Origin of the sequence: Pseudomonas sp. P7779 (genome assembly GCF_013386315.1) — a bacterium.
GTDB lineage: Bacteria > Pseudomonadota > Gammaproteobacteria > Pseudomonadales > Pseudomonadaceae > Aquipseudomonas.
This window is the reverse complement of sequence record NZ_JACARZ010000176.1, coordinates 1-10,658: the sequence shown is the minus strand read 5'-3', so window position 1 is coordinate 10,658 and position 10,658 is coordinate 1. Positions and strand designations below refer to the sequence as shown.

The window sequence follows — 10,658 nt, the reverse complement described above, 5'->3', positions numbered from 1 at the left end:
TTCAACGCCTTGGCCAGTTTCAGCGCCGCCGCAATCGACGGCGTATTCAACCCGCGTTCGACTTTCGACAGGTAACTCTTGGTCATCCCGGATTTTTCCGCGAGCGACTCCAACGTCACACCAAGTTTTTTTCTCAATATTTTCAAACGGATAGACATGTGCAGCGGTTAATCCATTAAAGAGGCGATGATGAATGCTTGCTAATGACACTTTGTGTCATATAGTCTCTTTAGTGTCATTTGCAACGAACAAGGACACTGATATGGCCAAGACATTAGCACTCCCGAAAGACCAACTGGTCAAGCAAGCGCTGACCCAGATGCAAAACACCCTGGCGGATAATACGTGGACCGACCGGCAAAAGCTGGCGTTGACCTGCCGGATCCTGTTCGAAAACGGCCACGACTCCGGCCTCGCCGGGCAGATCACCGCACGCGGCCCGACGCCTGGCACCTACTACACCCAACAACTGGGCCTGGGTTTTGATGAGATCACCGCCAGCAACCTATTGCTGGTCAACGAAGACCTGGAGGTGCTGGAAGGCCATGGCATGCCCAACCCGGCCAACCGTTTTCACAGCTGGGTGTACCGCGGTCGCCCGGACGTGAACTGCATCATCCACACTCACCCGACCCACATCGCTGCGTTGTCGATGCTGGAAGTGCCTTTGCAGGTGTCCCACATGGACCTCTGCCCGTTGTACGAAGATTGCGCATTCCTCGAAGCCTGGCCCGGGGTGCCGGTGGGCAACGAAGAAGGTGAAATCATCACCGCTGCCCTGGGGGATAAACGCGCGATTCTGCTTTCCCACCACGGCCAATTGTCCACTGGGGCGAGCATCGAGGAAGCCTGTGTGATCGCACAGTTGATCGAACGCGCGGCCAAGTTGCAGCTGCTGGCGATGGCCGCCGGCACGATCAAGCCGATCCTGCCGGAACTGGGCCGCGAAGCCCATGACTGGATTTCCAAGCCCAAGCGCCACGGCGCCGCGTTCAACTACTACGCTCGGCAGAACCTGCGCCAACACGCCGATTGCCTGAACTGAAATCCTTTTTCGACCGGAGACCTTTCCATGTCCAGCCCTTCTATTCACGGCATTATCGGCTACACCATCACCCCGTTCAGCACGGACGGACAGCGCATTGACCTCGACGCCCTGGGCCTTTCGATCGACCGCCTGATCGACAGCGGCGTGCACGCTGTCGCACCGTTGGGCAGCACCGGCGAAGGCGCCTATCTCAGTGATGCAGAGTGGGATGAAGTCGCCGCCTACAGCATCCAGAAGGTTGGCCAGCGTGTGCCGACCATCGTCAGCGTCTCCGACCTGACCACCGCCAAGGCCGTGCGTCGTGCGCAGTTTGCCGAGGCCCACGGCGCGGACGTGGTAATGGTATTGCCGGCCTCGTACTGGAAACTCAGCGAGGCGGAAATCCTCGCCCACTATGCAGCCATTGGCGACAGCATCGGCGTGCCGATCATGCTCTACAACAACCCGGCCACCAGTGGCACCGACATGTCGGTGGACTTGATCCTGCGCATCGTCAACAGCGTCGACAACGTGACCATGGTCAAGGAAAGCACCGGGGATATTCAGCGCATGCATCAATTGCACCGGCGCAGCGAGGGCCAGGTGCCGTTCTACAACGGCTGCAATCCGCTGGCACTGGAGGCGTTTGCGGCGGGCGCGAAAGGTTGGTGCACGGCGGCGCCGAATCTGATTCCTCAGCTCAACCTGGATTTGTATGAAGCCGTTTTGGCCAATGACCTGGAGAAAGCGCGGGAGCTGTTTTATCGCCAGTTGCCGTTGCTGGATTTCATCCTCAAAGGTGGCTTGCCGGCGACGATCAAGGCCGGTTTGCGGCTGACGGGCCTGGAGTCGGGGGATCCACGGCTGCCGGTGTTCCCGCTGGCTGAGGCAGGCCGTGTTCAGTTGCAAGAGCTACTGACCCTGTTGCGCTGAAACGCAATCCAAATGTGGCAGCGGGCTTGCTCGCGAAGGCGGTGGGTCAGTCAATTAATAGGTCGACTGACTCACCGCCTTCGCGAGCAAGCCCGCTCCCACATTTAGTCCGCATCCAACCTTGGATTTTCAATAGAGACAAATGACAATAATTCTCGATATCATTCACGACTTTTCCACGTCGTGCTTCGTCAAGAAGGATATCCATGTCTCGTCCCAAGCCCGACCCGCTGTCGGCCGATGCCTTTCGCGGGTTTTATGCAGATATCCTGCATTTCCTGCGTAAACGCACGAACAACGCCAGCGACGCGGCAGACATGACCCAGGATGTCTTCACCCAATGGCTGGACTACCGCGACCGGGCTCAGGTCGAGCAGCCACGGGCGTTTCTGTTCCAGATGGCGCGCAATCTGCTGCGCGATCACTGGCGCAAACAAAAGGTGCGGCACACCGTCCACCAGCAACAGGCCGAACTGGATGCCGAACCTGTCAGCGACTCGCGAGACGATCCCATGGCCGCCGCGCAACGCCTGCAACGCCTGGAACAGTTGAAAGAAGTCCTCTCTGAACTCTCGCCGAGAAGACGAGAAGCCCTTATGCTGCACCGCTTCGAAGGCCTGAGCCAGGCGCAGATCGCCGAGCGCATGGGCGTTTCGGTCAGCATGGTGGAAAAGCACATCGCTTTTGCCTTGCTGCATTGCAAGCAGCGACTTCAACAAGAACAGGGCAAGGAGCAGCCAGAATGACCCGCCTGAGCGACATCGACACCTATGACATCGAGGCCAGCGACTCCATCGATGCCCAGGCCGCCAGCTGGTTTGCGCGCAACCGCAATGACGCCGGTCGCGCCGACCGCAAGGCGTTTGCCGCCTGGCAGTCCGAGCCGGCCAATGCCCGCGCCTACGCCGAATTCGAACAGCTTTGGGCCGACCTGGCCCAGTTGCAGCAACTGAACAAACCGACACCGCTGCCCGTGCGCAAACCACCCGTGTGGCGCCCGGCCCTGGCGGTGGCTGCCGCCCTGGTGTGTGCCGTGCTGACGAGCAACATCGGCGCCCCACGCGAGCTGTTCCACGCCCAGGTCGCGGCCCATGCCAAAGGAATGCGCACCATGCATTTGCCTGACGGCAGCACCTTGTACGTCAACGCCAATACGCGCCTGCGGGTGGACTTCAACAGTCACCAGCGCATCGTGCATCTGGATCAGGGCCAGTTGTATATCGAGGTGGCGCCCGACAAGGAGCGTCCGCTGTTCGTGCAGGCCGGTGAAGCCAATGTGCGGGTGGTCGGCACCGGCTTCGATGTGCGGCGCAGCAAGCAGCAACTGGTGGTCAGCGTGGCCCATGGGCAAGTGGCGTTCGATCCGGATGCCAGGCTGCCGGCCACCCTGCTCGGCGCCGATCAGCGCGCTACGTTCAGTTATGCCAAAGGCACGCTGCAGCAGCAAACCCTCACTGCCGGCGAGGTCGCCGATTGGCGCGGCGGCCACGTGTCGTTTCGTAATCGCGAGCTGGCCAGCCTGATGGACGAGTTGAGCCTGTACCGGCCCCAGGCGCCGTTGCTGGTGGACAGCGCGGTGGCGCAACTGAAGGTCTCGGGCAATCTGGACGTGAATGATCCGGACGCCCTGCTCAACGCCCTGCCGGCGCTATTGCCGGTGAAAACCGTGGCCCTGGCCGACGGCAATATCAGGATCGAACCGCGCAAATAGCCCCGCGGAATTCTTATTTGAGAATATTTTGCATTCGCATGTGAGGATTATTTTTCCTGCCGCGTCTTCCTCGGGTCTGCGTTTGATACGCACACCTTTCTGGCCATTTGGCTACTCCGGGGGATTTCATGTTTCGCGCGCCTTGCCACGTTCAGCACCTGTTTCTTCGACCCACCGCCATTGCCGCCTGCCTGGCCTTCAGCCTGAGTGCCCAGGCCGAGTCGTTCAAGCTGCAACTGCCGGCCCAGTCCCTGGCCACGTCCCTGAGCCAGGTGGCGCAGCAGGCGAAAATCCAGCTGCTGTTCGATGAAGCGCTGCTGAAAAATATCCAGGCGCCAGCCCTCAATGGCGACTTCACACCGGAAGTGGCGATTCGCACTCTGCTCAAGGACGGCGAGTTCGTATTGCTCAAGGTCGGCAGCACTTACGTGGTACGCCCCGAAGAGGGCAAGACCACCAACAGCAGCGCGATCCAGCTCGACGCCCTGAGCGTGATCGGCACCGGCAACGAGGTCGACTCCACCACCGTCGGCCGTTCCACCCTGACCCAGGCGGACATCGACCGCTACCAGTCCAACAACATTCCCAGCCTGCTGCAAACCTTGCCCGGCATCAGCCAGGGCGGCTCGCTGAAGCCCGGTGGCCAGACCATCAACATCCGTGGTTTCGGCGACGCCGAAGACGTGCCGCTGACCGTCGATGGCGCAACCAAAAGCGGCTTTGAGCGCTACCAGCAGGGCACTGTGTTTATCGAGCCCGAGCTGATCAAGAGCATCGAAGTGGAGAAAGGCCCCAACTCGCCCTTCAGCGGCAACGGCGGCTTTGGCGGTACGGTCAACATGACCACCAAGGATGCCCCGGACCTGCTCAAGGACGGGCGCAACAGCGGTGCCATGCTCAAATACGGCTACTCCAGCAACGACCATGAGCAGGTCTACAGCAGTGCCGTTTACGGGCGTACCGATGACGGCCGCTTCGATGCGCTGGCCTACCTGACCCAGCGCGACGGCGGCGACATGAAACTGGCTGCCACCCTGCCCAACGACAACAACCAGTACCCGATCAACCCCAAGCGCCTGCCCAACAGCGCCCAGAATGTGGACGGCAAACTGTTCAAGTTCAATGCTCACTTCACCGATGAGCAAAGCCTGGGTCTGTCGTATTCGCGCTCCAACAGCCAGCGCTGGACGCCCTTCTCTGCCGCCAGCTACCCGACGCCGCCGACCCAGGCCAACATCGACCGCTATGGCTACGAAGCCGCGCTGAAACGCTTCCTGGCCAACCGCAATACCGTCGACACCACCTGGTCCGGCAAGTACGAATACCAGCCGATGAATAACCCGCTGGTGGACTTGACCATCAAGTACTCCGAATCCAATACCGACCAGACCGACGAGCGCGACGCCACGGCGTTTTTCCAGTTGGCCACCGGCGGGCGCAAGATGGACACCTCCTATAACGACAAGAACCTCGACGTACGCAACGTCAGCCTGTTTTCCACCGGTGCGTTGCAGCACGCGGTGACCACCGGTGTGCAAATCCGCAAGCACACCCGGGAAACCGAAATGTGGATGCCCGGCGCCACCTACAACACCCCGAAATACAACTACGGGCACTTCCAGCCGGGCTTCATGCCCCATGGCAAGGTCGACACCAACAGCTTCTTTATCCAGGACGCGGTGACGCTGGGCGATGTGACCATTACCCCGTCGATGCGCTATGACCATGTGCGCAACCGCGGCGAGGCCAACGACGCGCCGTACTACAGCAACCCGGACCCGGCCATCGGCCATGACTACAGCGACCGCACTTACACCGGCTGGTCGCCACGCCTGGCGGCGTACTGGACCATCACCCCGAACGTGGCGATGTTCGCCAACTGGAGCCGCACCTGGCGTGCGCCAGTGATCGACGAGCAGTATGAAGTCCAGGGCCTGGGCAGCCGCACCGCCACCAGCCTGGACCTGGACCCGGAGCGCATCACCTCCATCACCCTGGGCAACGTCACCAGCTTCGCCGACGTGTTCGCCCACGGCGACAACCTGCAACTGCGTACCACGCTGTTCCACAACAAGGTCGAGGACGAAATCTTCAAGGCCACGGGCGTGGGCTGCCAGAACCAGGCGGTCAACGGCGGGACGATTTCCAGCGCCTGCCCGCCGGGCGCGATGTCCAACTACCGCAACATCGGCGGCATGACCATCAAGGGTTTCGAGGCCGAGAGTTTCTATGACTCCACCTACGTGTTCGGCTCGGTATCGTTCGCCTACACCACCGGCAAACATGAAGGCGCCTACACCAACCCGTGGGGGCCGGACGTCTGGGCGCGGGACATTCCGCCAACCAAATGGGTGGTGGTGCTCGGCACCAAGATTCCGAGCCTGGATATGCGGGTAGGCTGGCAAGGGCAGTTCATCGGCGCCACCAGCCGCCTGCCGAGCGACAAGTATTCCGGCGGCCCGGGCACCAGCATCGGCGACCTGTTCTACGACCAGTACGGCAACAAGCGCTACAACACCCAGGGCCTCTTCGCCAGCTGGAAGCCGCAACAGGCTTACCTCAAGGGTACCGAGGTGAACTTCACCGTGGACAACCTGTTCAACAACAACTTCCGACCGGCCCTGAGCGGCGACCGCGCCTACACCAAGGGCCGGGATGCGAAGATCAGTGTGACGCGGTTCTTCTGACCCCTACTAATCAATGTGGGAGCGGGCTTGCTCGCGAAAGCGCTGGATCAGTCGGTACATGAGTTACCTGACACACCGCCTTCGCGAGCAAGCCCGCTCCCACATTCAGATCTTCTGCGCGCCATTTCTTGTATTAACCAGGCTGAGCTCTGGGGCGTGAACCCGCTGCCTGCTCAAATACCGCGTGCAACTCACCCGCAAGAACGAAGCAAAATTCACCACTTCGCCGCGGTAATCCATCACTTCTTCATACAGCTTGGCGATCAGTTGATTGGTGGTCATCCCATCCACCTCGGCGATTTCGCTGAGGATGTCCCAGAACTGGTTTTCCAGGCGCACGGTGGTCACCACGCCGCAGATGCGCAGGGAGCGCGAGCGGGATTCGTACAGAATCGGGTCGGCCTTGACGTACAGTTCGCACATGGCGATGACCTCCGCTTTACAGGGTGATTTTGGTGCCCAGCAGGCCGAGGAAACCCGCGAGCCAGCTTGGGTGCGCCGGCCACGCCGGGGCCGTCACCAGATTGCCTTGAACGTGGCTGTCGGTCACCGGGATATCGATGAACGTACCGCCCGCCAGTCGTACCTCCGGCCCGCACGCCGGGTAGGCGCTGCACTCTCGGCCTTCCAGGATCCCGGCAGCCGCCAGCAGTTGAGCGCCATGGCACACGGCAGCGATGGGTTTGCCAGCCTGATCGAAATCCTTGACCAGTTGCAGGACCTTTTCGTTCAGCCGCAGGTACTCAGGGGCACGGCCACCCGGCACCAGCAGCGCGTCGTAGTCGGCGGCGTTCACCTTGGCAAAATCCGCATTCAGGGCGAACAGGTGCCCGGGCTTTTCGCTGTAGGTCTGGTCGCCTTCGAAGTCGTGGATCGCCGTGCGCACGGTCTGGCCGGCAGCCTTGTCAGGGCACACCGCGTGCACGGTATGCCCCACCATCAGCAGCGCCTGGAACGGCACCATCACTTCATAGTCTTCGACGTAATCGCCGACCAGCATCAGGATTTTTTTCGCGGCCATGGGACATTCCTCCGGTTGAACGGTTGGGCAGATAGGAGTAGCCAAGATAGACCTGTGCCGATGAGCCGGGTAATGGCCCGCTACTACATCATTGCGGACCAGCCCTCTGTAGGAGCGAGCTTGCTCGCGAAGCACGTTAACGATAACGCGGGTAACCAGACAGCCCGCGACGCTCTCAGGTTTTTCGGGAGCAAGCTCGCTCCTACACAAACTGTACGGTCCAATCTGCACCCAGCTGTAAGCGCGCGTTTGCGGGGCTTTGTGGCTAGATGAACATCCACTTCCGGCCCATTCGATTCTGGTTCCTTCCATGAGCTCCCGCGAAAATACCGGCATGGCCCTCGGCCTGCTGGGCGTCGTCATCTTCAGCCTCACCCTGCCCTTCACCCGTATCGTGGTGCAGGAAATCCACCCGTTGCTCAATGGCCTGGGCCGGGCGTTGTTCGCGGCGGTGCCGGCGGCGGCGTTGTTGCTGTGGCGCCGTGAGCGCTGGCCCACCTGGCGCCAGGTGCGCGGGCTGACGCTGGTGATTGCCGGGGTAATCCTGGGTTTCCCGGTGTTGTCGGCCTGGGCCATGCAAACCTTGCCCGCGTCCCATGGCGCGCTGGTCAACGGGTTGCAGCCGCTGTGCGTGGCGCTGTACGCGGCGTGGCTGTCCCATGAACGTCCGTCGAAGGCCTTCTGGGCCTGCGCGGCGCTGGGCAGTGCGCTGGTGCTGAGTTATGCGTTGATCACCGGAGCCGGCAGCATCCAGGCGGGCGACCTGTTGATGCTCGGGGCGATTGCCGTGGGTGGCCTGGGTTATGCCGAAGGCGGCCGGTTGGCCAAGGAGATGGGCGGCTGGCAGGTAATCTGTTGGGCGCTGGTGCTGTCGACGCCGGTATTGATCGGGCCGGTGGCCTACCTGGCGCTGCAACACGAAGGGCCGATTTCCATGCGCACCTGGTGGGCGTTTGGTTATGTCTCGTTGTTTTCGCAGTTCCTGGGGTTCTTTGCGTGGTACGCCGGGCTCGCCATGGGTGGCATCGCCCGGGTCAGCCAGATTCAGCTGTTGCAGATCTTTTTCACCATCGCGTTTTCGGCGCTGTTTTTTGGTGAACACATCGAGCCGATTACCTGGCTGTTTGCCTGCGGGGTGATTGTGACGGTGATGTTGGGGCGCAAGACCAGCGTGAAGCCTGCGCCAGCTCCCAAGGCTAGCGCGATCTAATGTGGGAGCGGACTTGCTCGCGAATGCGGTGGGTCAGTTGATACATCAGGTGACTGACACACCGCTTTCGCGAGCAAGCCCGCTCCCACATTTTTGATTTGCGTCGCACTCAGGCGAGGTAACCGTCCGCCCGCAGCAGGGTTTCAAGGCAATGTTCGGTGATGTTGTAGAACGCCTTGAGCTCCTGGATTTTCTCCAGGAGTTGAGCGTTGTCCACCGGCTCGGCACGCTTCACCGCCAGGATCATCTTGTTCTTGTTGGTGTGCTCCAACGAGATGAACTCAAACACCTTGGTCTCATAGCCGCACGCTTCAAGGAACAACGCGCGCAAACTGTCGGTGACCATTTCCGCCTGCTGGCCCAGGTGCAGGCCGTATTGCAGCATCGGCTTGAGCAGCGCCGGGCTCTGGATCTGCAGGCGAATCTGCTTGTGGCAGCACGGCGAGCACATGATGATCGACGCACCGGAGCGGATGCCGGTGTGAATCGCGTAGTCGGTGGCGATGTCGCAGGCATGCAGGGCGATCATCACGTCCAGCTCGCTGGGCGCGACGCTGCGCACATCCCCGCACTTGAACACCAGCCCCGGGTGGTCCAGGCGGGCGGCGGCGTTGTTGCACAGGGTCACCATGTCTTCGCGCAGCTCCACGCCGGTGACTTCGCCCTCGGCGTTGAGGGTGTTGCGCAGGTAGTCGTGGATGGCAAACGTCAGGTAACCCTTGCCCGAACCAAAGTCCGCGACCCGCACCGGCTGGTCCAGCTTCAGCGGCGAGGTGGTCAGCGCATGGCTGAACACTTCGATGAACTTGTTGATCTGCTTCCACTTGCGCGACATCGCCGGGATCAGCTCGTGTTTCGCGTTGGTCACACCAAGGTCGGCGAGGAAGGGCCGGGTCAGGTCCAGGAAGCGATTCTTCTCGCGGTTGTGCTCGGCAGACGGCGCTTCGCGCAGTTGCTGCGGCTTGCTTTTGAACAGTGAGCTTTTGTTTTTCTTGCTGTATTCCAGCTGGGCTTCGTCGGTCACCGACAGCAGGTGCGCATTCTTGAACGCCGCCGGCAACAACTCGGCAATTGCCGCCACGCCGTCGGCCAGGGAGAAGTTCTTGGTGATGTCGCGGGTCTTGTAGCGATAGACGAAGGACAGGCAAGGCTGATCCTTGACCGTCAGCTGCTTGATGATCAGCTTCTGAAGATCAGGCTCGGTGCCGACGTACTTGGCCAGCACCAGCTTGATAAAGGCGTTTTGCTCAAGGCTCGCGCTCAGCAGTTCGAGGAACTGCGCGTGATGATCCGGCGCGGGGCTGGCAGGTTTAGCGGTGGCAGACATGAACAAAAACGCCTCGGGCAGGGAATGCCGGGAATTTTACACTACTCCAACACCACCAACCGATTCGGCAGCTCATTGCGTGCGTGGGTCACCGGTACGTGCTCCCTGAGCAATTCCCCGCAAGCCTCAATACACGCCACAAACCCGGCCAACGTCTGGCCTTGCTTCACCTGGCGGGTGAAGTCCTTGACGATCGCATCCCAACTGCTGTCATCCAGGCGACTGGAAATCCCCTTGTCCACCAGGATTTCCACATACCGCTCGGCCTCACTGACAAAAATCAGCACCCCGGTGCTGCCCAGCGTGTGGTGCAGGTGCTGTTCGAGAAACTGCCGCCGTGCCAGGTTGGACGCGCGCCAATGGCGCACCGAGCGCGGGATCAGTCGCGTGGTGACCCTGGGCAAACGGAACACCAGGCACAGCACGACGAACGTGCCCCACTGCGCCAGCAGCAAGGTGTACATGGTCAACCAGCCCGACAGGTAGTGGATGATCCCCGGCACCACCAGCGCCAGCAGGCTGGCCCACAACAGCGGGATGTAGGCGTAGTCGTCGGCGCGGGCCGCGAGCACGGTCACCAGTTCGGCGTCGGTCTGTTGCTCGACCCGGGCGATCGCCTCGGCGACCTGGCGTTGCTCGTGTTGACTCAATAATGCCATGGTTGTTGATGCTCTCTAGTTATTGTCATTACCAGCCGCCCGAGGCGCCACCGCCGCCGAAACCACCGCCGCCGCCCCTGAAG

Annotated in this window: 11 protein-coding genes; 6 read left to right on the top strand and 5 right to left on the bottom strand. The window is 61.2% G+C overall.

The annotated features are described in order from the left end of the window. A partial coding sequence (locus tag HX869_RS30785) for a helix-turn-helix domain-containing protein (RefSeq protein ID WP_178904145.1) occupies positions 1 to 158 on the bottom strand: 158 nt, incomplete at its 3' end. A 104-nt stretch (positions 159 to 262) separates the two neighbouring features. Here HX869_RS30785 and HX869_RS30780 point away from each other — a divergent pair. The 5 genes from HX869_RS30780 to HX869_RS30760 all read left to right on the top strand — a co-directional run bounded on the left by HX869_RS30780 (position 263) and on the right by HX869_RS30760 (position 6,358). After that, entirely contained in the window at positions 263 to 1,045 is a 783-nt protein-coding gene (locus tag HX869_RS30780; RefSeq protein WP_003209128.1) for an aldolase, read from the top strand. Between the two features lie 27 nt (positions 1,046 to 1,072). Further along, on the top strand, positions 1,073 to 1,960 hold the full coding sequence (locus HX869_RS30775) for a dihydrodipicolinate synthase family protein (protein WP_178904144.1): 888 nt from the start codon (positions 1,073 to 1,075) through the stop codon (positions 1,958 to 1,960). A 206-nt stretch (positions 1,961 to 2,166) separates the two neighbouring features. Next, the gene (locus HX869_RS30770) at positions 2,167 to 2,706 is read left to right on the top strand and encodes an RNA polymerase sigma factor (protein ID WP_178904143.1); all 540 of its coding nucleotides are present in this window, start codon (positions 2,167 to 2,169) and stop codon (positions 2,704 to 2,706) included. Beyond that, entirely contained in the window at positions 2,703 to 3,671 is a 969-nt protein-coding gene (locus tag HX869_RS30765; protein ID WP_178904142.1) for a FecR domain-containing protein, read from the top strand. Before HX869_RS30770 ends, HX869_RS30765 begins: the two co-directional genes overlap by 4 nt. Positions 3,672 to 3,799: 128 nt before the next feature. Then, entirely contained in the window at positions 3,800 to 6,358 is a 2,559-nt protein-coding gene (locus HX869_RS30760) for a TonB-dependent receptor (RefSeq protein ID WP_003209136.1), read from the top strand. A gap of 105 nt (positions 6,359 to 6,463) precedes the next feature. On the opposite strand, the gene HX869_RS30755 is transcribed toward HX869_RS30760, so the two are convergent. Next, a complete protein-coding gene (locus HX869_RS30755) occupies positions 6,464 to 6,781 on the bottom strand; it encodes a ribbon-helix-helix domain-containing protein (RefSeq protein WP_177055203.1) in 318 nt (105 codons plus the stop codon). Positions 6,782 to 6,797: 16 nt separating this feature from the next. Then, positions 6,798 to 7,379: a DJ-1/PfpI family protein gene (locus tag HX869_RS30750; RefSeq protein ID WP_008430897.1), complete on the bottom strand. Its 582-nt coding sequence runs from the start codon at positions 7,377 to 7,379 to the stop codon at positions 6,798 to 6,800. A gap of 310 nt (positions 7,380 to 7,689) precedes the next feature. On the opposite strand from HX869_RS30750, the gene HX869_RS30745 reads away from it, so the two are divergent. After that, entirely contained in the window at positions 7,690 to 8,589 is a 900-nt protein-coding gene (locus HX869_RS30745) for a DMT family transporter (protein WP_003209142.1), read from the top strand. A 109-nt stretch (positions 8,590 to 8,698) separates the two neighbouring features. Here HX869_RS30745 and HX869_RS30740 read toward each other — a convergent pair whose 3' ends face one another. Next, on the bottom strand, positions 8,699 to 9,916 hold the full coding sequence (locus HX869_RS30740) for an SAM-dependent methyltransferase (protein ID WP_003209145.1): 1,218 nt from the start codon (positions 9,914 to 9,916) through the stop codon (positions 8,699 to 8,701). A gap of 41 nt (positions 9,917 to 9,957) precedes the next feature. Further along, on the bottom strand, positions 9,958 to 10,575 hold the full coding sequence (locus tag HX869_RS30735; protein ID WP_003209147.1) for a TPM domain-containing protein: 618 nt from the start codon (positions 10,573 to 10,575) through the stop codon (positions 9,958 to 9,960). Positions 10,576 to 10,658 lie beyond the last annotated feature (83 nt).

Excerpts from the sequence above, each read along its gene's own strand:
- HX869_RS30780 (WP_003209128.1), top strand. The coding sequence starts at position 263 with ATGGCCAAGACATTAGCACTCCCGAAAGACCAACTGGTCAAGCAAGCG.
- HX869_RS30775 (WP_178904144.1), top strand. The coding sequence starts at position 1,073 with ATGTCCAGCCCTTCTATTCACGGCATTATCGGCTACACCATCACCCCG.
- HX869_RS30770 (WP_178904143.1), top strand. The coding sequence starts at position 2,167 with ATGTCTCGTCCCAAGCCCGACCCGCTGTCGGCCGATGCCTTTCGCGGG.
- HX869_RS30765 (WP_178904142.1), top strand. The coding sequence starts at position 2,703 with ATGACCCGCCTGAGCGACATCGACACCTATGACATCGAGGCCAGCGAC.
- HX869_RS30760 (WP_003209136.1), top strand. The coding sequence starts at position 3,800 with ATGTTTCGCGCGCCTTGCCACGTTCAGCACCTGTTTCTTCGACCCACC.
- HX869_RS30755 (WP_177055203.1), bottom strand. The coding sequence starts at position 6,781 with ATGTGCGAACTGTACGTCAAGGCCGACCCGATTCTGTACGAATCCCGC.
- HX869_RS30750 (WP_008430897.1), bottom strand. The coding sequence starts at position 7,379 with ATGGCCGCGAAAAAAATCCTGATGCTGGTCGGCGATTACGTCGAAGAC.
- HX869_RS30745 (WP_003209142.1), top strand. The coding sequence starts at position 7,690 with ATGAGCTCCCGCGAAAATACCGGCATGGCCCTCGGCCTGCTGGGCGTC.
- HX869_RS30740 (WP_003209145.1), bottom strand. The coding sequence starts at position 9,916 with ATGTCTGCCACCGCTAAACCTGCCAGCCCCGCGCCGGATCATCACGCG.
- HX869_RS30735 (WP_003209147.1), bottom strand. The coding sequence starts at position 10,575 with ATGGCATTATTGAGTCAACACGAGCAACGCCAGGTCGCCGAGGCGATC.